Here is a 21,610-nt window from a genome sequence, read left to right as displayed (position 1 = left end):
CTATTTGGCAAGCAGCGTCCATGCGTTGGAGGTGAACTGTTGGTAAAATTCAAGCGTTGAGTTGATAATTTTGTAAAAATTCGGATTTCTCATCAGTCAATGAGCTCAATAAATAAAGCGAACCCGTGACTATCGTCTTCTTTTTATTTTTCGTTAAAGGTAATATATCATACTGGGATATTAAAGTCTTTGATGAAATGTTACATTTTTCAAATAATACCCTTGCATCAAGAGCTCTTTCATTGTCAAAATCGACGAATACCGCCTCATCTGCAATGCTTTCCAGTTTTTGTAGAACTGTCCCGTAATCTTTATCCTTTAATATCCCGACCACCACACGGAAGTTCTCGTCGGAATATTCCGTTTTGACGGTCTGGACAAGCGCATCTGTGCTCGCTTCATTGTGCGCGCCGTCCAAAATCAAGCCGGGATACCGTTCTTCGAATCGGAATGGCAGTACCGTTTCTACGAGCGCTATGTGTGCTGTGACCGGGTGATACTCGAGTTTCAACACCTCTTCAGCAGCAGCGATGGCAAGCGCGGCGTTTTGACGCTGGTGCTCTCCTTTCAGCGAAAGCGAAGTTGCCTCGAGCTTCCGAGGCTGGATCAAATCGGAGTGAAGAGTGTTTGCAATGTCGCGGATGACGTTCTCCGCTTCTTCCGGCAATGCTCCGATGATGACCGGCTGCCACTTCTTGATGATGCCGCCTTTATGCCAGGCAATTTCCTTTAAGGTCGAGCCAAGGAAATCAGCATGCTCGATTGCGACCGAAGGAATGATACTCACTTCCGGTCGGATGACATTCGTCGAATCGAACCGGCCGCCCATCCCTGCCTCGATGATCGCGAAGTCGACTCTGTGATTCCGGAACGCCAGGAAAGCTGCTGCCGTCAACAGTTCGAAATCCGTCAGCTTTGTATTGATCTTCGCAAGCTGCTGCATGATCTCATCCATACTTTGTTCCGTAATATTGTTGCCATCGATCTGGATTTGATCATGCAGATCGTGGATACCCGGCGAGTAAAACGTACCGACAAATTTGCCATGCTTCTTCAAAATATTTGCAAGCATCGCTGCTGTCGAACCTTTGCCGTTCGTTCCGGCGATATGCACGGTCTTCGTCGCCAAATGTGGATCTTCGAGTTCTTTCATTGCCTCTTCGATTGCGTTCAGCCCCGGTTTCACAGCGCTTTCGCTCATCAAATTCCATCTTTCCTTATACTGTTCCAAACCCTTGATCATTTCAATTACCTGCTTTCTTCCGAGTCGTGATACACTTTATTAAATTATAACATGAAGGCAAGGTGGCAATTGTGAATTGTTGGATCATTTATAACGGCAGCCTCGAGTCGGACAAGTTCGCCGATCAGGCCCGTCTTGTGGCAGAAGCGGCGGAGCGCCGTGGCATCACTGCCCTATTAAAGAAAAATTATGAAGTGCTGATGGATACTTCTATGGGCGTCGGCGAACTTCCTGGTTTCGTCGTTCTGCTGGACAAGGACATCCTGCTCGGTGAGTTCTTGAAGAGTCGCGGCGTCCCGGTCTACAACGATCCGTCCGTCATCGCACTTTGCGACAACAAAGCGCACCAATACATCCGGCTATCGGAAGCTGATATTCCGATGCCACGGACGATTGTCGCACCGAAAGTGTATCCGAAATTCTCCATCAAGGATTCCGGTTATTTCGAACGGGTGCTCCAGAGTTTCGGCCTCCCGATGATCATCAAGGAAGGCCACGGCTCGTTCGGCATGAAAGTATACTTGATCGAGACCGAAGAACAGTTTTATGAGAAGACGGATGCGCTGCGCGGTGTCGATTTCGTCTTCCAGGAATTCATCGCAGAAAGCCGTGGCCGTGACATCCGTGTCAACATCGTCGGTGGTAAAGTCATTGCTGCGATGAAGCGCGTGTCAGAAACGGACTTCCGTGCGAATATCACGAATGGTGGCACAGCCGCTCCTGTTGAATTGACTGACGAACAAGCAAAGCTCGCGCTTGCGGCAGCTGAAGCGGTTGGTGCGAAGTTTGCCGGTGTGGACTTACTGTTCGGTAAAAATGGTCCGCACGTCTGTGAAGTGAATGCCGCTGCGCACATCCGTAATTTGTTGAATGTCACCGGGGTCAATGTCGGCGACGCCATGATCGACTTCATATTGGAAGAATTGTCATGATTGTTTTATACGAAAAAAGTGCCGCTGAACGGAACAAGGCATTCATCGCTGAACTCGCTCGGTTTGGCGATATCACCTTGGAGACGCTGGAAGATTGGAGCGAAGCGGCACTGGCTGAGTTTGCGGAGCGTGCTGCTGGAAAGCGCGTGCTATTTCGCGCGAGACGCCCGGAAGCTGCACGCTTCCTCGAAGACCGCGGCATCCAGCTCATCAACCGGGCGGAAGTGAATCGGATCGCTAATGACAAATGGCAGGCGTTCCAATTATTTCTGCTGCTCGGCGTCCCGGCGATTCCGACTTCCCGGCGCACGTCTTCCTTCCCATGCGTCATGAAGACGGTGGATGGACACGGCGGTGCGCAAGTCGAGATCATCGAATCGGAAAGCGGCGTGCCTTCTGAAACTGCAGGGTTGATTTTTCAGCCGGTCGTCGAACACACCGCGGATGTCCGCATTTATGTGATCGGTGACGAGGTCGTCGGCGCTGTTAAACGCGTTCCGGCCGATTCCTTCAAAGCCAACATCGCACTCGGCGGCACGGCGGAGAAGTTCCAGTTGAGCACCGAACAGGAGCAGCAGGCACTGAAGATTGCACGCGCTTTGAAGAGCGATTACATCGGCATCGACTTTCTCCTATTGCCGGACGGCCGCCACTTGTTCAACGAAATCGAAGACCCCGTCGGCGCCCGGGCTTTTTACACGACACATGAAACGAATATCGCCGAGCTGCTCGTGCGGCAAAACGAAGGGAAAGACGGCTGGTTGTGAGCCGTCTTTTTTTGTGTGTGATTTTTTAATCCGCACTAACCGTACTTTGTTCCGCACTAGCCAGCCGTTCATCCGCACTGGCAGACATTTCATCCGCACTAACTTCAATTTCATCCGCACTAGGCAGAAATACGGCCAAACCAAAACAAAACCCGCCGGCAAAAGCCGGCAGGCATCTAAATCCCTTAAAGGTTCTTCAATTCTTCCATGCGTTTCTCGACCGTCGCGTGTTTTTCGAGGTAGTCCGCTTCTTTCTTGCGCTCTTCCGCGACCACCGCTTCCGGTGCTTTTGAAACGAAACGTTCGTTCGACAGTTTGCCTTGGACGAGTTTCACTTCTTTCGCCCATTTCTCAAGTTCTTTGTTGAGTCGTGCAAGTTCCGCTTCCACGTCGATCAAGCCTTCAAGCGGCATGAACAATTCCGCTCCGGAAACGACTGCAGACATCGACTTTTCAGGTGCTTGAATGGACAAGCCGATCGTCAGCGTCTCCGGATTACAGAAACGTTCGATGTACGATGCGTTCGCTTCGAGTGTCGCAAGCACCGCTTCATCTCTTGCCGAAATCGTCATCGGCACTTTTTTGCTCATCGGTGTTTGTACTTCCGCACGGATCGAACGAACTGCAGTGATGATGTCAACAAGCAGTTTCATGCTGTTTGCTTGTTTCTCGTTGCTCAGTGAAGCGTCAACAGTTGGCCATGCAGCAATCGTAATCGACTCGCCTTCATGCGGCAAGTTCTGCCAGATCTCTTCTGTGATGAACGGCATGAACGGGTGAAGCAAGCGCATCGTGTTGTCGAGTACATATGCCAAGACCGAACGCGTCATCGCTTTCGCAGCTTCGTCTTCTCCGTACAATGGCAGCTTCGCCATCTCGATGTACCAGTCACAGAAGTCATCCCAGATGAAGTTGTACAACGTCCGGCCCACTTCGCCGAATTCGTATTTCTCGGCAAGCGCCGTCACGTCTTCGATCGTTTCGTTCAAACGTGTCAGGATCCAAGAATCGGCAACCGAACGTTTGCCGGACAAATCGATTTCTTCATACGTCATGCCTTCCATATTCATCAATGCAAAGCGTGAAGCGTTCCAGATTTTGTTGGCAAAGTTCCACACCGACTCGACCTTTTCCATCGAGAAGCGAAGATCTTGTCCCGGGCTCGAAGCTGTCGCCAGGAAGTAGCGAAGCGAATCCGCACCGTACTGTTCGATGACATCCATCGGGTCGACGCCGTTACCAAGTGATTTCGACATTTTGCGGCCTTCTGCATCACGTACGAGACCGTGGATCAACACGTCCTGGAACGGTTTTTCTTCCGTGAACTCAAGCGCCTGGAAAATCATGCGCGACACCCAAAAGTTGATGATGTCATAACCCGTCACGAGTGCATCGGTCGGGTAATAACGCTTCAACTCATCGGATTCAGCTGGCCAGCCAAGTGTAGAGAACGGCCATAGGGCAGATGAGAACCACGTATCGAGCACGTCTTCATCCTGTGTCCAGTTTTCTGAGTCGCTAGGTGCTTCATGGCCCACGTAGATTTCGCCTGTTTCGTTATGGTACCAAGCCGGAATCTGATGTCCCCACCAAAGCTGACGGGAAATACACCAGTCGCGGATGTTTTCCATCCAGTGCAAGTATGTCTTCTCAAACCGCTCCGGCACGAAGTTGACACTGTCTTCCCCGCGCTGCAATGCAACTGCCTGCTCAGCAAGCGGCTTCATGTCTACGAACCACTGTGTCGACAAGTAAGGCTCGACAACTGCGCCGCTTCGCTCAGAGTGACCGACTGAGTGCAAATGCTCTTCGATCTTGAACAGCACGTCCATGTCCTGCAGATCTTTGACGATCGCTTTACGACATTCAAAACGGTCCATACCTTCATATTTGCCGGCATTTTCGTTCATCGAACCGTCTTCGTTCATGATCAGCACACGTTCCAATCCGTGACGGTTGCCAATCTCAAAGTCGTTCGGGTCATGTGCTGGTGTGATTTTCACAGCGCCGCTTCCGAATTCACGATCAACGTAATCATCTGCTACGATCTCGATTTCACGTCCAACGATTGGCAGGATCAGTTTCTTCCCGATCAAGTGCTTGTAGCGCTCATCTTTCGGATGAACCGCTACTGCCGTATCCCCGAGCATCGTCTCCGGACGTGTCGTCGCGATTTCGATGTGGCCGGAACCATCCGCAAGCGGATAGCGCATGTGGTAAAACGCACCTTGTACATCCTTGTAGATCACTTCGATGTCCGAGATCGCTGTTTTCGTTGCCGGATCCCAGTTGATGATGTACTTGCCGCGGTAGATCAATTTCTTCTCATACAATTTCACGAATACTTCACGCACCGCTGAAGATAAGCCTTCATCGAGTGTGAACCGCTCGCGGGAGTAGTCGAGACCAAGGCCGAGTTTCGACCATTGCTCACGGATGTGTCCTGCGTATTCGTCTTTCCATTTCCACGATTCCTTCAAGAACTGCTCCCGGCCAAGGTCATAGCGCGTGCGGCCTTCCTCTTTCAGCTTGCCTTCGACTTTCGCTTGTGTCGCAATTCCGGCGTGGTCCATTCCCGGAAGCCAAAGCGCATCGAACCCTTGCATACGCTTCATCCGCGTCATGATGTCCTGCAACGTCGTATCCCATGCGTGGCCAAGGTGTAAGCGGCCCGTAACGTTCGGCGGCGGAATCACGATTGTATACGGTGTTTTCCCACTATCCGGCTGTGCTTCGAAAAACTTCTGTTCGATCCACCAGTCATAACGGCCTTTCTCAATCGATTGCGGATCATACTTCGTCGACATTTGTTCACTCATAGCGATTCCTCCTTTGGATTCATAAAAATGGCAACAAAAAAACCCCTCTGTCTGTAAAGGACGAAGGAGTTGTTCGCGGTACCACCTTTATGCACGGGCAGAATTGCGCCCGGCTCTCAACTTGAATAACGGAATTGGATTCCGGCGTCCGCTACTCGAGTTCACGGATGCTGCTCCGAGGTGACATTCACGAAACGTCCTTTGAAAGCCTTTCACCAAAGCGGCTTCCTCTCTGCAAAAAGTTCGTCTGCTACTATCCTCATCAACGCATTTTTATCTGATTGCTTCTATTGTACTCAATATCCAGCGCGAGCTCAAGTTTTTTTCTTACCTTAGAAAAAAGCCGGAGCTCTTCATCGTGACGAGAGCTCCGGCCATGTTTCTTATCGTGCAAGCTTCGCGAATACCGTGTGGAATGCTGCCACAGTTTCGGCGATGTGCTCTTCCGTATGCGCAGTCGATAGGAACATGCCCTCGAACTGGGATGGCGGCAAGAAAATGCCTTCTTCAGCCATCAAACGGTAGTAATCCGCAAACAGTTCCGTATCGGACGTCTTCGCAGTCTCGAAGTCGACCACTTCTTCATTCGTGAAGAAGAAACCGATCATCGAACCGGCGCGGTTGACCGTGTGCGGAATATTATATTTCTCTGCTGCTTCGCGGAAGCCTTTTTCAAGCTGGTCCGCGCGCTCCTTGAATGTCTCGTAAGATCCTTCGTTCAAGCGGGACAATGTTTCAAGACCTGCACGCATCGCGAGCGGGTTCCCTGACAAAGTACCGGCCTGGTAAATCGGGCCGCTCGGTGCAACGTGCGCCATGATTTCGCGTTTTCCGCCGAATGCGCCGACAGGAAGTCCCCCGCCGATCACTTTCCCGAGACATGTCAAATCAGGCGTCACGCCGAAGTGGCCTTGTGCACAGTTGTAGTCGACACGGAAGCCCGTCATGACTTCATCGAAGATCAAGACTGTACCGTTGTCCTGCGTCAAGTTACGCAATTCTTGCAAGAAGCCTTCTTTCGGTGGAACGACGCCCATGTTTCCTGCAACCGGCTCGACGATGACTGCTGCCAAGTCTGCGCCGTACTGGCGGAACACTTCGCGGACGCTCTCAAGATCGTTGTAAGCGACCGTAATCGTGTTTTGTGCGATCGATGGCGGAACGCCTGGTGAGTCCGGCAAGCCGAGTGTTGCAACACCAGAACCTGCTTTGATCAACAAGCTGTCGCCGTGGCCGTGGTAGCAGCCTTCGAATTTCAAGATCTTGTGACGGCCCGTGTAGCCGCGTGCAACGCGCAGTGCGCTCATCGTCGCTTCCGTACCCGATGACACCATGCGGATCATTTCGATCGATGGCACGCGGTCGATGACCAATTTCGCCAATTCGTTTTCGAGTAAAGTCGGTGCACCGAAGCTCGTTCCGGAAACAGCTGTTTCCTGGATCGCTTTGACGACTTCCGGGTGTGTGTGGCCGAGGATCAGAGGGCCCCAGGAAAGTACGTAGTCGATGTATGTGTTGCCATCGATGTCCGTGATTGTTGCGCCGTTCCCGGACGCCATGAAGATCGGATCCATGTTGACCGATTTGAATGCACGTACCGGTGAGTTGACGCCGCCTGGCATCAAATCCTGTGCTTCAGTGAATGCTTGCTTCGACAATTCGTATCCCATTTACTTCTCCTCCAGCCAGCGTGCAGCGTCTTTCGCGTGATACGTCATGACGATATCCGCTCCAGCGCGCTTCATGCTCAGTAATGTTTCAAGAACGATTTTCTTCTCATCGACCCAGCCGTTGAGCGCAGCCGCTTTGACCATCGCGTATTCGCCTGACACGTTGTATGCAACGATCGGAATATTGTGGCGGTCGCGCACTTCACGGATGATGTCCAGATAAGACAACGCCGGTTTGATGATCATGAAATCTGCACTTTCTTCAATATCGGATGCCGCCTCGCGCAAAGCTTCCATGCGGTTCGCAGGATCCATCTGGTACGTCTGGCGATCGCCGAATTGCGGCGTCGAGTGTGCTGCTTCACGGAACGGCCCGTAATAAGCGGATGCATATTTCACGCCGTAGCTCATGATCGGTGTGTTCGTGTAGCCAGCTTCGTCCAGTCCTTGGCGAATGGCTGCGACAAAGCCGTCCATCATGTTCGATGGAGCGATGATGTCAGCGCCTGCTTCCGCTTGGGATACGGCAGTTTTCGCCAGGAGTTCAAGTGTCTCGTCATTCATGATCTCGCCGTTACGGATGATGCCGCAGTGGCCGTGATCTGTGTACTGGCAAAGGCACGTATCCGCAATGACGACGAGGTCAGGATGGCGATCTTTTGCAAAACGGATCGCTTCTTGCGTGATGCCGTGTGAATGATAAGCTTGTGTGCCGACTTCGTCTTTATGGTCAGGCACACCGAACAGGATGACCGACGGAATGCCGAGTGAAACGACTTCATCAAGCTCTTCTCCCAGACGGTCCAAGGAAAAGTGGAAAACACCTGGCATCGAAGAGATTTCGGTTTTCACATTCTCGCCTTCAACAACGAACAACGGATAGATGAAATCCTCTTTCTGCAAAGTCGTTTCGCGTACCATCGAACGTAAGTTACCGGACGCGCGCAGACGGCGGTGACGGCTGAAATTCAAATTATTCATGTTCACTACATCCTTTCACGATTTCTCGAACTACTTCTTCGTATGTGTATTTTACAGGAACAAAAGCAGGCTTGCCTCCGTGATGGACAACCGCCTGCTCCGTTATGTGGCCGATTGCCGCCGTTTCGATGCCTTCCCAGTCCCCGCCACCATCACAAAAGACCTCGACAGCAGATGGGCTCGCAAAGATGACGATGGCACCGGAAAGTTCCTTCACCTTCCGGGCGTTGTCATGCACCGGTACGGTATCGTAAACGACCCATTCATCCACCCGCAGCTTCATCGACGCGATTGTGTTCTTCGCCAAAGCTCCTTTGACGAACAAACATTTCGAATCACCCGCAAGCGGTGGGAATTCCACGACGAACGTATCCGCACTGTAGCGTGTCGGGATGAAATCAGCATGGAGTCCGTACCTTTCAAGCGCTTCTGCTGTCCGTTCTCCGACTGCAGCGATACGCGCAGTCGTGTTCAGGCCGAGGTCTCCGAACACTTCCGCTCCCATGCGGCTCGTGAAAATAAGCCAGTCATAGGAGGAAAGCTTCGGCGGCTTTCTATCCACAATCGCTTTTGTTTCGATCAATGGAATGTGCGCTGTTTCAGCACCGTGCAAACGAGCCAGTTGAATCGCTTCTACAGGTGCCGTCGACCCGGTGAAGACAAGCGTTTTTCCGGCAAGCTGTTTATCGGGATTAAGCATTGTTCTCAGCTTTTACTTTTTGGATCAAATCATAGCCGCCTTGTTCGCGGATGCGGTCTGCAACGATACGCCCTGCTTCAATCGCATCTTTTGCAACAACCGATTCTTTGTATACTTCGTCAGCGTCCGGTGATGCAATCAATCCTGTGAAGGAAATCTCGTCATTTTCAACCGTTGCGTAGCCTGCGATCGGCACTTGGCAGCTACCGTCCATATCCGCAAGGAATTTACGCTCAGCAATAACAGCCTGCGCCGTCGCTTCGTCGTTCATTTTCGCCAGTTCAGCAAGCAGTTCCGCGTCATCCGAGCGACATTCGATCGCAAGTGCGCCTTGGCCGATCGCTGGCAGGCAATCTTCGACAGAAAGGAATTCCGTCACGATGTCATCATTCCAGCCCATACGCTTCAAGCCGGCTGCTGCCAGCAAGATCGCATCGAAGCCTTCTGTCTCAAGTTTCTTCAAGCGTGTGTCGATGTTGCCGCGGATCCACTGGATTTCGATATCCGGACGCAGCATCAATAGCTGCGAGCTGCGGCGAAGGCTGCTTGTCCCGACAACTGCACCAACTGGCAGGTCCATGAATTTCACGTGGCCGTTCGAGATGAACGCATCACGCGGGTCTTCACGTTTCGGAATACAGCCGATTGTCAGCCCTTCCGGCATAACAGCTGGCATATCCTTCATGGAGTGTACAGCGAAGTCGATTTCTTTGTCGTAAAGCGCTTTTTGGATCTCTTTAACGAACAGACCTTTCCCGCCGACTTTTGAAAGCATGACATCAAGAATCTGGTCACCTTTCGTCACGATCTCTTTCACTTCAAACTCGAAAGGTGCGCCTGCAGCTTTCATTTTTTCGATAAATTGGTTTGTTTGTGTTAATGCCAAATTACTTCTTCTTGATCCGACGATGATTTTTCTCATGGGAATCCCCTTTCTCTAGTACCAAAAATGGAAGTCCGACAAACGGCTTCCGAGGAAGAAATTGATCAGCAGCAATAAAAATGCGTATATATTCGCGAGTGCGAACGAAGTGCCTTGCAGCGCATGCTTGCGGTGCCGCCACAGGATCCAGCTATAGACGATCAACAGGATGACCGACCCGACGATCTTGAAATCGAAAGGCGAGAACACATCAAGCGAAATGACCGCCCACTGGAACCCGAGCACGAGTGAAACGAAGAGCAGCGGGATGCCGACCATGATCGACATGGTCATCCCTGACTCGGCCTGGCTCAGCGATGGAAGACTGCTCCACTGCTTCGTCCATTTCTTCTTCTTCAGCAGCCTGTACAAGATCATGTGCAGCGCCGCGAAGACGAAAGACAAGGAAAACGCCACATACGACAGGATTGCGAACGTAATGTGGATGAAGAGCAGTTCCGAGACGAGTGCTTCCCCGACCGGTGACCGTTCGATCTGGACCGGTGCGAACGTGTGGATCGTCATGAAGATGAAGCCGATCATGTTCAGCAAGAACACGGCAAAATCAAAATGGAAGAAGATCCGCAAGATGAGCGACAGCGTCACAAGCAGCCAGGCGTAGAAATAGATTCCCTCGAACAAGGTCAGAATCGGGAATCTGCCCGTCTCTAAAATGTAACCGCCAAGAAAAGCGGTCTGCATGAGCCATACGCCACCGAGCAGCACAAGCGCCACGCGGGCCGCTCCTTTCTGTTTATATAAGTAATCGATAAAATAGAACACGAGGCTGATCGCATACACGATAACCATTGCTTCATGCAGCCTCGACATTGTGAGATCTGCCATTTGCTTCCCTCTTCATTGTTCAAAATTAAAAGCGCTTCGTCTCTACAGTTTATCACATAGATCCGAAAACGCCTTGTTCAAAACGGTTAAAATGAATAGCCGGTTGCTGGTTTATTCGTCGGTTCTTCGACAGCTTCATTCTTCTTGCTCATTTTCACTGCGTGCATCTGGTCCGCTTCTGCTTCAGCCGCTTCTTCAATGCCGAAAATGCGCTGGAACAAAGCCAGTTGCTCTGCAGCTTCTTTAGTGCCTGCCATTTCCTTCGCCTGAAGGATGGGTTCTTTCAGCAATTGGTTGATGATCGATTTCGTATGCTTGTTCAAGACTTTGCGTTCACGGTCCGTCAAATCCGGCATCTTGTTCTCGATGCTCGCCATCGTTTCGGACTGGATCGCCAAAGCTTTCTTGCGCAGCGCCGAGATGACAGGGACGACACCAAGCGTCGTCAGCCAATCATTGAATTCTTCTTTTTCATGATCGATCATCTTGCCGATTTCTTTCGCTGCCTGCTCACGTTCCGCCAAGTTCGCTTCCACGATTCCCTGCATGTCATCGATGTCATACAGGAAGACATTCGGCAAATCACCGATGCGCGGATCGAGATCACGCGGCACAGCGATGTCGACCATGAAAAGCGGTTTGCCTTTACGCAATTTCTCTACGAACTGCATCAGCTCCAAATCAACGATGTATTCCGTAGATGCAGTGGATGAAATCAAAATGTCCGCTTCAAGTAGCGCACACTGTAATTCGCTCATTGGCTTTGCATTGCCGTCGAATTTGTCTGCCAGTGTTTGCGCGTTTTCGAACGTTCGGTTGATGACCGTAATTTTATTCGCGCCGCTTCCCTGCAGGTTCTTGATGGCGAGTTCGCCCATCTTCCCTGCGCCGAGAATGACGACGTGTTTGTTTTTCAGTGATCCGAAGATCTTCTTGCCAAGCTCCACCGCAGCATAAGAAACCGATACGGCATTTTCACCGATCGCTGTTTCGGAATGTGCGCGTTTCGCCAATGTGATCGCCTGCTTGAACAATTGGTTGAAGACCGTTCCAGTCGTTCCGTTGTCCTGGCCGGCCAGGAAACTCGTTCTCACTTGTCCAAGGATCTGTGTTTCGCCAAGCACCATCGAGTCGATCCCTGCCGTCACGCGGAACAGGTGGTCGACTGCCTCCTCCTTCTCATGAACGAATAAGTATTGTGAGAATGCCTCTTCCGGAATCCCGAAATACTCCGCCAAGAAGTGCTTCACGTAGTAACGCCCCGTGTGCAGCTGATCGACCACTGCATAGATCTCCGTGCGGTTACACGTCGAGACGATGACGTTCTCCAATATGCTTTTTTGTTCCTTCAGCGCTTGCATCGCCTGAGGAAGTTCATGTTCGATAAATGACAGCTTCTCGCGGATTTCCACCGGAGCCGAGCGGTAATTCACCCCAACAACTAATGTATGCATGGATCCAAAACACCTTTCCCGTTCAATATTTCATGCCTTCATTATACCACCAACGCCAACATGTAAACGCGGCAATTTGTGAACATGCCATGAAACTATTCTCACTTTATAATCATTATAAATTAAGTGTAGCAAAGCCTTTTGCCGACAACAAGGATAATGCATTAAGACGGAATTGTGCGAGAATTAGTGTATAAAAGTTTGGGTGTTGGTGTTGGTGTTGGATTCGGTTTCGGTTTGTTGCAGAATTTAGGGTGTTGGTTGCAAAGCAGTGGCCAGAAGCATTCTGGCCACTGCTTCTACGACGAAGCAGCGAAGCGATGCAGGAGCAATTGATTTTAGTTTCAGCTAACTTCGTTGCAGAATAACCGATTTCGTTGCAAAGTCTTTCCACCCACAAAAAAAGCGCAGCCTCAGCTGCGCTTCCCCTCTCACTCTGCCATCCGGCTTTCGATTTCTTTCCAGACGGCTTCTTGTCCAAGACCACTCTCTGATGAGAAGACGATTAACGGATCACTTTTCTCCATCTCCAGTGTTTCGCGGACGATTTTCTTGTGCTTGTCCCATTTGCCTTTGGGAATCTTATCCGCTTTCGTCGCGATGATGATGCACGGAATTTCATAGTGCTTCATGAAATCATACATCATGATGTCATCTTGCGTCGGCGGATGGCGGAGGTCGATGATCTGGACGACGGCACGCAATTCCTCGCGCCCCGTGATATACCGCTCGATCATCTTGCCCCATGCTTCCCGCTCGGTCTTTGATACTTTCGCATACCCGTAACCCGGGACGTCGACGAAAAACAGCTGCTCTTCGATTTTATAGAAGTTCAGTGTTTGCGTCTTCCCTGGTTTTGAGGAAATGCGTGCCATGCTCTTGCGGCCGATCATCCGGTTGATGAACGATGATTTGCCGACATTCGATCGGCCAGCCAGCGCGAACTCCGGCAAACCGCCTTCCGGATATTGCTCCGGACGCACGGCACTGATGACCATTTCTACATTGTGAACTTTCATTGCTTCGCCTCTTCCAATGCCACTGCCAACGCTTCGTCCGCTTCCGAAACAAGTTTGAACGTCAATTCTGCCCGGACCGATTCCGGGATATCCTCGATGTCGCGCTCATTCTCCTTCGGCAAGATAATCGTGCGGAGTCCCGCTCTGTGGGCACTCAATGTTTTTTCTTTCACGCCGCCGATCGGTAGGACCCGGCCGCGCAGTGTGATTTCTCCGGTCATGCCAACTTCACGCCGGATCGGCCGTTTGCTGAGAGCTGATACGAGTGCAGTCGCAATCGCGATTCCTGCAGACGGACCGTCTTTCGGGACAGCGCCTTCCGGTACGTGGATGTGGATGTCTTGAGACTCGTGGAACGTCGGATCGATGCCGAGCTCCTCCGCATTCGCCCGCACATAGGACAAGGCCGTCTGTGCCGACTCTTTCATAACGTCGCCAAGTTTCCCGGTCAACTGCAGTTTCCCTTTCCCTGCAGAAAGCGAAACTTCAATCTGCAGCGTATCGCCACCGACCGTCGTGTATGCAAGACCCGTCGCCACACCGATCTGGTTTTCCGTTTCAGCTATTCCGTAACGGAACATCGGCTTACCAAGGTATTGTTCGACTGCTTTGACGCCGACGACCACTTTGTCCTTTTCACCGGAAACGAGCTGCTTCGTCACTTTCCGGCATACAGCTGCGATTTGGCGTTCGAGGTTTCTTACACCCGCTTCTCGCGTATATTTCCGGACGATCAGCATAAGCGCTTCGTCTTTGAATTGCAGCTGCGACTTCGTCAAACCGTGTGCTTTCAATTGTTTCGGTGCCAAATGGTTTTTCGCAATCTGCTGCTTTTCCTGCTCCGTATAACCTGCGATCGAAATAATTTCCATGCGGTCACGCAGTGGTCCTGGAATCGCCCCAAGATCGTTCGCGGTCGCGATGAACAAAACGTTCGAAAGGTCGTATGTTTCTTCAATATAATGGTCGCTGAACGAGTTGTTCTGTTCCGGATCGAGTACCTCGAGCATCGCAGACGAAGGATCTCCGCGGAAGTCATTCGACATCTTGTCGATTTCATCCAGCAAGAATACAGGGTTCACTGTGCCACCGCGCTTCATTCCTTGAATGATCCGTCCTGGCATCGCTCCGACATACGTTCTCCGGTGACCGCGGATTTCCGACTCATCGCGCACACCACCGAGTGAAATGCGGACAAAGTTACGCCCGAGTGACTCTGCGATCGATTTCGCGAGTGACGTCTTCCCGACGCCAGGAGGTCCTGCCAGGCAAAGAATCGGGCCGCGCAAGGAATTGGTCATTTGTTGCACTGCCAAATATTCGAGGACGCGTTCTTTCACGCTTTCTAAACCGTCATGATCACGGTTCAAAACTTTCGCGGCAAATTTAATGTCAAGGCGGTCATCTGTCGCCTCATTCCAAGGGATCGTTACGAGCCATTCGATGTAGTTGCGGATAATGCCGCTCTCTGCTGCAGCTGCAGGCAACTTCTCGTAACGGTCCAATTCTTTCATCGCCGCTTCTTCCGTCGATTCCGGCATACCGGCTGCTTTAATGCGTTTCTTCAGGTCAGAAACTTCACCGGTTTTGCCGTCCTTGTCGCCAAGTTCAGTCTGGATCGCTTTCATCTGCTCGCGCAAGTAAAATTCCTTCTGCGTCTGTTCCATCGCTTTTTTCACGCGTTCGCTGATGCGTTTTTCGAGATCTGCGACTTCCTGTTCGTTATGAAGGCGTGCCAAAAGCATCTCGAGACGTTTCGTGACATCGAATGTTTCGAGTACTTCTTGCTTACCAGCGATTTTCAGTGGCATGTGGCTTGCGACCATATCCGCAAGACGACCCGGCTCCTGGATATCGGATAGCGTTGAGACCGTTTCTTTCGAGATTTTCTTCGATGTTTTCGAATAGCTTTCGAAATGCTCGAGTAGCATGCGCATCAACGCATCCTGCTCAGCATCGCGTTCGCTGTAATCCGGGTAGGACGCCGCTTCCACCGTGTCGTATGCATCGTTGCTTACGAAGCTCTTGAACTGTCCGCGCTCGAGTCCTTCCACGAGGACGCGGATCGTGCCATTCGGCAATTTCACCATTTGTTTCACTTGCGCAAGTGTACCTATTTTGTAGAGATCTTTTTCCTGCGGCTTCTCCATCGTCATTTCTTTCTGGGAAGCGAGGAATACAATACTATCCTCCAATAATGCTTGTTCCAACGCTGCAACCGAACGTTCACGGCCGACATCGATATGGAGCATCATTGATGGGAATACGAGCAAACCTCTCAAAGGAAGTAGAGGGACATTCTTCGTCGTTTTGCGTTTCGCCATAAGTGTTCAACCTCCGGAATTCTAATTATTGATGTTCATCGGAGCACCCGCTTCATAAGTCTAAAAAAGGCTGGCCCTGACCGCGCGCATCAGCACAATCAGAGTCAGCCTCTATTATCCGTAGTTATGCGGAAGTTTTCTCGTTATTGCCATCGTATTCAGAGCCATCTTCCATGATGAGCTTCGGCTGGACGTTGTCGACGACCGTTTCTTTCGTAATGATACATTCGACAATATCTTCACGTGACGGCAGATCGAACATTACTTCGAGCATGATGTTCTCGATGATGGAACGTAGGCCACGTGCACCTGTCTTGCGTTCGATCGCAAGCTTCGCAATTTCTACGAGTGCTTCTTCCTCGAACGACAATTCGACGCCATCCATCTCCAACATCTTCTGGTATTGTTTGATCAATGCGTTTTTCGGTTCAGTCAAGATCTGCACAAGTGCATTCTCATCCAACTGCTCAAGGCTTGCCAATACTGGCAGACGCCCGATGAATTCTGGAATCAAGCCGAATTTCAGCAAGTCTTCCGGAATCAATTGGCTAAGAAGGGATTGTTCATCCAACTCTTCCTTGTTCGGATCCGCTCCGAAACCAATCACTTTGTTGCCGAGACGGCGTTTGATGATCTGTTCTACACCATCGAATGCACCGCCGACGATGAACAAGACATTCGTCGTATCGATCTGGATGAACTCTTGATGTGGATGCTTGCGTCCGCCTTGCGGTGGAACACTTGCGGTCGTGCCTTCCAAAATTTTCAGAAGGGCTTGTTGTACACCTTCACCCGATACGTCACGTGTAATGGACGGGTTCTCGGATTTACGTGCAACTTTATCGATCTCATCAATGTAGATGATGCCTTTTTCAGCACGCTCGACATCGTAGTCTGCAGCTTGGATCAATTTCAGCAGGATGTTCTCGACGTCTTCCCCGACATAGCCGGCTTCAGTAAGCGAAGTTGCATCCGCGATTGCGAATGGTACATTCAAAATACGTGCAAGCGTCTGTGCAAGCAACGTCTTCCCGCTTCCTGTAGGTCCAATCAAGACGATATTCGATTTCGAAAGCTCGACATCGTCGACTTTGCTGTCTGCATTGACGCGTTTGTAGTGGTTATACACCGCTACTGCCAATGATTTCTTCGCGCGGTCCTGGCCGATGACATAACCGTTCAGGATATCAAGGATCTCCTTCGGTTTCGGCACTTCTTTGAACTCGAATTCACTTTCTTCCGTACCCAGCTCTTCCTCTACGATCTCCGTACAGAGTTCGATACATTCGTCACATATATAAACACCTGGCCCAGCGACCAGTTTTCTCACTTGTTCTTGTGGCTTCCCACAAAAAGAACATTTTAGATGATCTTTTTCATCGTTAAATTTGAACAATGTATTCACCCCTATTCAAGCCAATATCTTACAAGATTCTTGCATCGCTAGCAACTAATTAGATTCGGTGGCCGTTTTTTTCCGGGGCCGATTGTCCGGATATGTTTGAGCTCAATCTCTCGTTATGTAGAGAAAACAAGGTACACTATGGCACCTTGTTTTCTTGTTCTTGCATTTAAGGTCGGGACAGCAACTTCTGCACTCCCTCTTCGTTCACTTCAAATTACTCAGAGACTTTTGCGTTCTCCACGAGGAATTCCACAGTGTTTTGCATGCGGATATCGTTTTCCAACATTTCAGTACCGCCCAAAGCAGTTTTGATTTGCTCAACGTCCATGTTGAATTGCTCAGCCATTTTCGCAAGTTCAGCGTCGATGTCTTCAGCAGTCACTTCCAAGTTTTCAGCAGCTGCGATCGCTTCAAGTGTCAATGACACACGTACGCGCGTTTCAGCATCGTCGTGCATTTGTGCGCGAAGAGCTTCTTCGTCCTGGCCTGAGAATTGGTAGTAAAGGTCAAGGTTCATGCCTTGTTGCGTTAGACGCTGCTCGAATTCTTGCATCATGCGGTCCATTTCAGTGTGGATCATTGCATGCGGAAGATCGATTGTTGCGTTTTCAGCAGCTTTTTGAACTAGCTCGTCACGGAAAGCTGCGTCTGTTGCAGCTGCTTTTTCAGCTGCTGCCGCTTCTTTCATTTTTGTGCGAAGCTCGTCAAGTGTTGCAACTTCTTCGTCGATTTCTTTAGCGAAAGCATCGTCCATCTCTGGAAGTTCTTTCACTTTCACTTCGTTTACTTTCACTTTGAAGACAGCTGGTTTACCAGCAAGTTCAGCAGCGTGATATTCTTCAGGGAAGTTCACTTCTACTTCTTTCTCTTCGCCAGCTTTAACGCCGACCAATTGCTCTTCGAAGCCTGGGATGAACGAGTTCGAGCCGATTTCGAGTGAGTAGTCAGAGCCAGCGCCGCCGTCGAAAGCTTCGCCGTCCATGAATCCTTCAAAGTCGATTACAGCAGTGTCTCCGTTTTCGATCGTGCCGTCTTCTTTCACTGCCAATTCAGCGAAACGCTCTTGGCTTTGCTTCAATTGCTCTTCGATTTCTTCGTCAGTCACTTCAGCATCTTCTTTCGATACTTCAAGACCTTTGTATTCGCCAAGCTCAACTTCAGGTTTTACTGTAACGATCGCAGTGAAAACAAGTGGTTGACCTTTTTCGATTGTTTCGATGTTGATTTCCGGGCTATCTACAGGGTTCAAGCCTGCTTCTTCCACAGCGTTCGCATATGCATCTGGAAGGATGAAATCGATCGCGTCTTGGTAAAGTGATTCTACACCAAAGCGTTTTTCGAACATCGGACGAGGCATTTTCCCTTTGCGGAAACCTGGTACGTTGATTTCTTTAACAACTTTCTTGAACGCTTTGTCCAATCCTTGATTGAACGTTTCTTCTGACACTTCTACTGTCAATGTGCCTTTATTGCCTTCTTGTTTTTCCCATTTTGCTGACATATATAGCCCTCCAAACATTTTTTTACCTTGTCATTATTGATTCTGAACCGATTTTGACAACTCCCATATTATATCACATGTGTCATGAGGTTCAACTATTTCAGATTGTTTCGCGCTTCAAACCATCGTTCAGCTTTTGCAATGAAATCTTCCAGACTGTCAGACGGCGCTTCTCCTACATCTTCCGAGAACAATTGCTCCACGAAATTAACATATGCATATGCGATCTCATCAGTGCTAAATTCTTCGAACAGGAACGGGTAGATGAGGTATACGTGCCGGTCGAACAGCTCCAGCACGATATCCAGCCGGGACGGATCTTTTTCCAGCTTGTCCGCAAACAATTTGCGGATCTCACGCAGACGGTCATTATGGACTGGATCCGGCAAGTCCAGCGTGTTGACGATTCCCGTGTAATGGAATTTACGGATTTCCACTTCGGCAGATACTTCTTCTTGGTGCAGCATGAATAATATGTATGTTTTCGTAAGCATATCCGCCTCGGGATGTCCTGCGATCGCAAGCAGTTCTGTTTTGGCCGCTGCATATGCGGATGACGGCAAGTCCAGAATCAGACTTTCCTGCTCGGCAGGCGGAAGTTTGATGAACGTTTCCGGTTTGAACGGTGTTAGATCGATATTGGAAGGCGTCTGTTCTACGATACGTTCGTTCAAGGCGCGGAGCTGTTCAAACTGCTCCAGCCGCTCCCGCGGTAAAATATCTTCGCCGATCAATGCCTGGATGGTCATTTCAGCTTCGTTGTATCGTCTAAGTTGCATTAAGATGCTTATGTATAGCTCCATCGTCTCCAAATAGCGGATCGGACCGACTTTCAAAAGTTGTTCGCACGCTTCGAGCGCGGCTTCGTAATCTTCCAGCTCGAATAAACTGTAGGCGTACGCCCCGAGTGCCGCAGCATCTTCCGGTTCAAAGTCCAGCACTTGTCTGAACGCATTCTCGGCTTCCCTGTAGTGCCCTTCTTTCAGTAATTGCATCCCCTCAGCCAAGAGCCGCTCCAATGTATTCGGGAATACGATCAAATTGCCTTTCTTCTTCAATTGTCTGTGCTTCTTCCCCATTCAACCACCCCATTACTTGTCATCATACCATAGACATTTAATGGCGAAAATACGTCTTGTCCTATAGATAGAAAAAAACCGTTCGCCTGGGTTGATGGAGAGCGGTTAAGTGCGATTATTCGGGTTTGTAAGGTACTGCATAAAAAAGCTCCGCGTCTAGTAGGCTCGCACCGAGCTGACCTATCCTCACTACTTGAGCCTGGATGGTTTCGACACTCTATGCAAATGAATCGGCTGGCCGACTCGTTTGCTGCTTCCACCAGAGTCTCCGCTTTTTTACTCCATATCTTTCCCTCTGCCATTTTCATGTAGTGGAAAGAGGGATTTCCTCCATAAATATTTGTGTAAAAAAATTCAAATCCCACCAAGGTTCAGAAGCTTCTTGTATTCGCTCGCACGAAGCCAGCGTGGGAGGAATTGGCGGATTTCGTCGTCGTTGTACCCGACTTGCAGACGTTTGTCATCGTGAATGATCGGTAAACGCAGGATTGCGGGATTGCTTTGGACGATTTCGTAAAATTGGTTCAGCGAGACCGCTTCCAAATCGATGTTGAGGTTTTTTCTTGCACTGGCTTTGGTTGATAGAATTTCTTCCGTGCCATCGTTTGTCAATGAAAGGATATCCTGGATTTCTTCTACGGTGATCGGAGAGTTGGAGATATTTTTTTCTACGTATGGAATGTCGTAAGCGTCCAGCCAGGCCATGGCTTTCCGACAGGAGGATGAACTGGTCGAAGTGTACAATTTTTTCATCAAATCACTTGTCCTTTCGATTTGTATTTCTAAAATACTCACTTGGCCTTATCATTCGGAGGGAAAATCATTCGGCAAAAAAGTTTTGCAAATTCCCGGTACTCGATATCATCTCCCGCAAGCTTCGACTGATGAAAACGTTCGAGCAATGCTGACAGGCCAAAAGCCATCATTTCGATATCCAGATCGGGCCATACCCGTGCTTCTGTTTTCAAATTGCGTAAAAATTGGAGCATATTCGAATGCATCCGGGCTTTCGCTTGCCCCAGCAGCTCGGCGAATTCCGGGTCGCTGTGCGCAAGTTCCGGCAACAATGTCTGGAACCCTTTGAACGACTCGTTGCCGTAATGTCGTTCCAAACGGTTCACGAGCAGTTGTTCCAATTCGCCTTTCTCCCATTCAAAGTCCGGCAGCATCATGATCGACAGTTTGTTTTCGATCAAGACCATGAGCAGTTGCCGTTTATCGGAGAAATAGCGGTAAAAGGTCCCGATCGCCACATGGGCGTGGGCGGCAATTTCCTTCGCAGTCGTATGTTCATACCCTTTTTCACTGAACAAAATCTGGCCACTTTTAAGCAATGCTTGGCGCTTTTCCTGTGAACGTTTCTGTTTCGGTACCGCAGGAAACTGGCCGCAAAGCATTTCGTGTCCGGTGCTAGCCATATTCTCACCTCTGATTATAGAATAACACGATTCGGTAAATAACATGAACCCGAGTTCATGTTTTTCGTTCATTTATTTTCACTGTATTCACTTTTTCGACAAAAAATAGTCCTCCAGCCGCAGTTGGCTAAAGGGAGTTTTACCAGAGCGGTTCGTCTTCATTTTGGACCTCAGTATAAAATGGAATGATCAAAATGAGAATCAGTCCAAGAACGAGTGTTGCTGCCATAACGATGGCTGGCGAGAAATCGGTGAATACTTGGAACATAAGGAATAGAGGAATCAGCATCGTGACTAGGAAATGACGCGTCCGTGCTCGTTTTGTGGGAAATTGTTTTGCGGAACAGTTCTGGCATTCATAGCCATGTCCAAGCGTTGCCATGCTTCTCATCGACTGTTTCCAAGTCCATTCATATTGACAGTTTTCGCATACCGGCATTTTTACCACCTCCGTTAGTCCATTATACGGATGAATGACTGAATAGTTTCTTAATGGCAAGATAAAAGACCGCAGATGCCGAGTTTAATTT

Annotated in this window: 18 protein-coding genes and 1 other annotated feature; of the genes, 2 read left to right on the top strand and 16 right to left on the bottom strand. The window is 49.8% G+C overall.

The features are described 5' to 3' along the window. Window positions 1-49: 49 nt before the first annotated feature. A complete protein-coding gene (locus GIW82_RS01215) occupies window positions 50-1,243 on the bottom strand; it encodes a bifunctional folylpolyglutamate synthase/dihydrofolate synthase (protein ID WP_154748115.1) in 1,194 nt (397 codons plus the stop codon). 68 nt (window positions 1,244-1,311) lie between these two features. Between GIW82_RS01215 and GIW82_RS01210 the strand changes: the two genes are divergently transcribed. Beyond that, on the top strand, window positions 1,312-2,175 hold the full coding sequence (locus tag GIW82_RS01210; protein WP_370456163.1) for an ATP-grasp domain-containing protein: 864 nt from the start codon (window positions 1,312-1,314) through the stop codon (window positions 2,173-2,175). Then, window positions 2,172-2,942 (top strand): ATP-grasp domain-containing protein, encoded by a 771-nt coding sequence (locus tag GIW82_RS01205; RefSeq protein WP_154748114.1) that lies wholly within the window; start codon window positions 2,172-2,174, stop codon window positions 2,940-2,942. The genes GIW82_RS01210 and GIW82_RS01205 overlap by 4 nt, the downstream gene beginning before the upstream one ends. 185 nt (window positions 2,943-3,127) lie before the next feature. Here GIW82_RS01205 and GIW82_RS01200 read toward each other — a convergent pair whose 3' ends face one another. From GIW82_RS01200 to GIW82_RS01130, 15 genes are all read right to left on the bottom strand, one after another. Beyond that, entirely contained in the window at window positions 3,128-5,761 is a 2,634-nt protein-coding gene (locus tag GIW82_RS01200; RefSeq protein WP_154748113.1) for a valine--tRNA ligase, read from the bottom strand. Window positions 5,762-5,814: 53 nt separating this feature from the next. Continuing rightward, window positions 5,815-6,036: a binding site (T-box leader), on the bottom strand. 108 nt (window positions 6,037-6,144) lie between these two features. Next, window positions 6,145-7,431: a glutamate-1-semialdehyde 2,1-aminomutase gene (gene hemL, locus GIW82_RS01195; protein WP_154748112.1), complete on the bottom strand. Its 1,287-nt coding sequence runs from the start codon at window positions 7,429-7,431 to the stop codon at window positions 6,145-6,147. Then, the gene (gene hemB, locus GIW82_RS01190; RefSeq protein WP_154748111.1) at window positions 7,432-8,412 is read right to left on the bottom strand and encodes a porphobilinogen synthase; all 981 of its coding nucleotides are present in this window, start codon (window positions 8,410-8,412) and stop codon (window positions 7,432-7,434) included. Further along, window positions 8,405-9,112: a uroporphyrinogen-III synthase gene (locus GIW82_RS01185; RefSeq protein WP_154748110.1), complete on the bottom strand. Its 708-nt coding sequence runs from the start codon at window positions 9,110-9,112 to the stop codon at window positions 8,405-8,407. The genes hemB and GIW82_RS01185 overlap by 8 nt, the downstream gene beginning before the upstream one ends. Beyond that, window positions 9,105-10,034, bottom strand: a complete 930-nt coding sequence (gene hemC / locus GIW82_RS01180; protein WP_154748109.1) for a hydroxymethylbilane synthase — start codon at window positions 10,032-10,034, stop codon at window positions 9,105-9,107. The genes GIW82_RS01185 and hemC overlap by 8 nt, the downstream gene beginning before the upstream one ends. Window positions 10,035-10,049: 15 nt before the next feature. Beyond that, complete coding sequence (locus GIW82_RS01175; protein ID WP_154748108.1) at window positions 10,050-10,880, bottom strand: cytochrome C assembly family protein; 831 nt, start codon at window positions 10,878-10,880, stop codon at window positions 10,050-10,052. 86 nt (window positions 10,881-10,966) lie between these two features. Beyond that, window positions 10,967-12,334, bottom strand: coding sequence for a glutamyl-tRNA reductase (gene hemA, locus GIW82_RS01170; RefSeq protein ID WP_154748107.1), 1,368 nt, complete (start codon window positions 12,332-12,334; stop codon window positions 10,967-10,969). Between the two features lie 431 nt (window positions 12,335-12,765). Beyond that, the gene (gene yihA / locus GIW82_RS01165; protein WP_154748106.1) at window positions 12,766-13,353 is read right to left on the bottom strand and encodes a ribosome biogenesis GTP-binding protein YihA/YsxC; all 588 of its coding nucleotides are present in this window, start codon (window positions 13,351-13,353) and stop codon (window positions 12,766-12,768) included. Then, window positions 13,350-15,677 (bottom strand): endopeptidase La, encoded by a 2,328-nt coding sequence (lon, locus tag GIW82_RS01160; RefSeq protein WP_154748105.1) that lies wholly within the window; start codon window positions 15,675-15,677, stop codon window positions 13,350-13,352. Before lon ends, yihA begins: the two co-directional genes overlap by 4 nt. Window positions 15,678-15,801: 124 nt before the next feature. Next, window positions 15,802-17,073, bottom strand: a complete 1,272-nt coding sequence (gene clpX, locus GIW82_RS01155; protein ID WP_154748104.1) for an ATP-dependent protease ATP-binding subunit ClpX — start codon at window positions 17,071-17,073, stop codon at window positions 15,802-15,804. Between the two features lie 223 nt (window positions 17,074-17,296). Further along, on the bottom strand, window positions 17,297-18,583 hold the full coding sequence (gene tig / locus GIW82_RS01150) for a trigger factor (protein WP_154748103.1): 1,287 nt from the start codon (window positions 18,581-18,583) through the stop codon (window positions 17,297-17,299). Between the two features lie 95 nt (window positions 18,584-18,678). Further along, window positions 18,679-19,662, bottom strand: a complete 984-nt coding sequence (locus tag GIW82_RS01145; protein WP_154748102.1) for a tetratricopeptide repeat protein — start codon at window positions 19,660-19,662, stop codon at window positions 18,679-18,681. 354 nt (window positions 19,663-20,016) lie between these two features. Beyond that, window positions 20,017-20,415: a Spx/MgsR family RNA polymerase-binding regulatory protein gene (locus GIW82_RS01140; RefSeq protein ID WP_154748101.1), complete on the bottom strand. Its 399-nt coding sequence runs from the start codon at window positions 20,413-20,415 to the stop codon at window positions 20,017-20,019. Between the two features lie 38 nt (window positions 20,416-20,453). Further along, the gene (locus tag GIW82_RS01135) at window positions 20,454-21,080 is read right to left on the bottom strand and encodes a TetR/AcrR family transcriptional regulator (protein WP_195913911.1); all 627 of its coding nucleotides are present in this window, start codon (window positions 21,078-21,080) and stop codon (window positions 20,454-20,456) included. A gap of 139 nt (window positions 21,081-21,219) precedes the next feature. Continuing rightward, window positions 21,220-21,519 carry a TIGR04104 family putative zinc finger protein gene (locus GIW82_RS01130; protein ID WP_154748099.1) on the bottom strand — a complete coding sequence of 100 codons (300 nt, stop codon included), beginning with the start codon at window positions 21,517-21,519 and terminating at the stop codon, window positions 21,220-21,222. Window positions 21,520-21,610 lie beyond the last annotated feature (91 nt).

It is taken from the genome of Planomicrobium sp. YIM 101495, assembly GCF_009707665.1.
Classification (GTDB): domain Bacteria; phylum Bacillota; class Bacilli; order Bacillales_A; family Planococcaceae; genus Planococcus.
The sequence above is the reverse complement of the archived record's forward strand: the minus strand, read 5'-3'. Positions and strand labels throughout refer to the sequence as shown.

What these genes read in the sequence shown, in the direction of transcription:
- GIW82_RS01205 (WP_154748114.1), top strand. Translation starts at nt 2,172, where the DNA reads ATGATTGTTTTATACGAAAAAAGTGCCGCTGAACGGAACAAGGCATTC.
- GIW82_RS01145 (WP_154748102.1), bottom strand. Translation starts at nt 19,662, where the DNA reads ATGGGGAAGAAGCACAGACAATTGAAGAAGAAAGGCAATTTGATCGTA.
- GIW82_RS01130 (WP_154748099.1), bottom strand. Translation starts at nt 21,519, where the DNA reads ATGCCGGTATGCGAAAACTGTCAATATGAATGGACTTGGAAACAGTCG.
- hemL (WP_154748112.1), bottom strand. Translation starts at nt 7,431, where the DNA reads ATGGGATACGAATTGTCGAAGCAAGCATTCACTGAAGCACAGGATTTG.
- GIW82_RS01185 (WP_154748110.1), bottom strand. Translation starts at nt 9,112, where the DNA reads ATGCTTAATCCCGATAAACAGCTTGCCGGAAAAACGCTTGTCTTCACC.
- GIW82_RS01140 (WP_154748101.1), bottom strand. Translation starts at nt 20,415, where the DNA reads ATGAAAAAATTGTACACTTCGACCAGTTCATCCTCCTGTCGGAAAGCC.
- yihA (WP_154748106.1), bottom strand. Translation starts at nt 13,353, where the DNA reads ATGAAAGTTCACAATGTAGAAATGGTCATCAGTGCCGTGCGTCCGGAG.
- hemB (WP_154748111.1), bottom strand. Translation starts at nt 8,412, where the DNA reads ATGAATAATTTGAATTTCAGCCGTCACCGCCGTCTGCGCGCGTCCGGT.
- hemC (WP_154748109.1), bottom strand. Translation starts at nt 10,034, where the DNA reads ATGAGAAAAATCATCGTCGGATCAAGAAGAAGTAATTTGGCATTAACA.
- GIW82_RS01135 (WP_195913911.1), bottom strand. Translation starts at nt 21,080, where the DNA reads ATGGCTAGCACCGGACACGAAATGCTTTGCGGCCAGTTTCCTGCGGTA.
- GIW82_RS01200 (WP_154748113.1), bottom strand. Translation starts at nt 5,761, where the DNA reads ATGAGTGAACAAATGTCGACGAAGTATGATCCGCAATCGATTGAGAAA.
- GIW82_RS01175 (WP_154748108.1), bottom strand. Translation starts at nt 10,880, where the DNA reads ATGGCAGATCTCACAATGTCGAGGCTGCATGAAGCAATGGTTATCGTG.
- hemA (WP_154748107.1), bottom strand. Translation starts at nt 12,334, where the DNA reads ATGCATACATTAGTTGTTGGGGTGAATTACCGCTCGGCTCCGGTGGAA.
- tig (WP_154748103.1), bottom strand. Translation starts at nt 18,583, where the DNA reads ATGTCAGCAAAATGGGAAAAACAAGAAGGCAATAAAGGCACATTGACA.
- lon (WP_154748105.1), bottom strand. Translation starts at nt 15,677, where the DNA reads ATGGCGAAACGCAAAACGACGAAGAATGTCCCTCTACTTCCTTTGAGA.
- GIW82_RS01215 (WP_154748115.1), bottom strand. Translation starts at nt 1,243, where the DNA reads ATGATCAAGGGTTTGGAACAGTATAAGGAAAGATGGAATTTGATGAGC.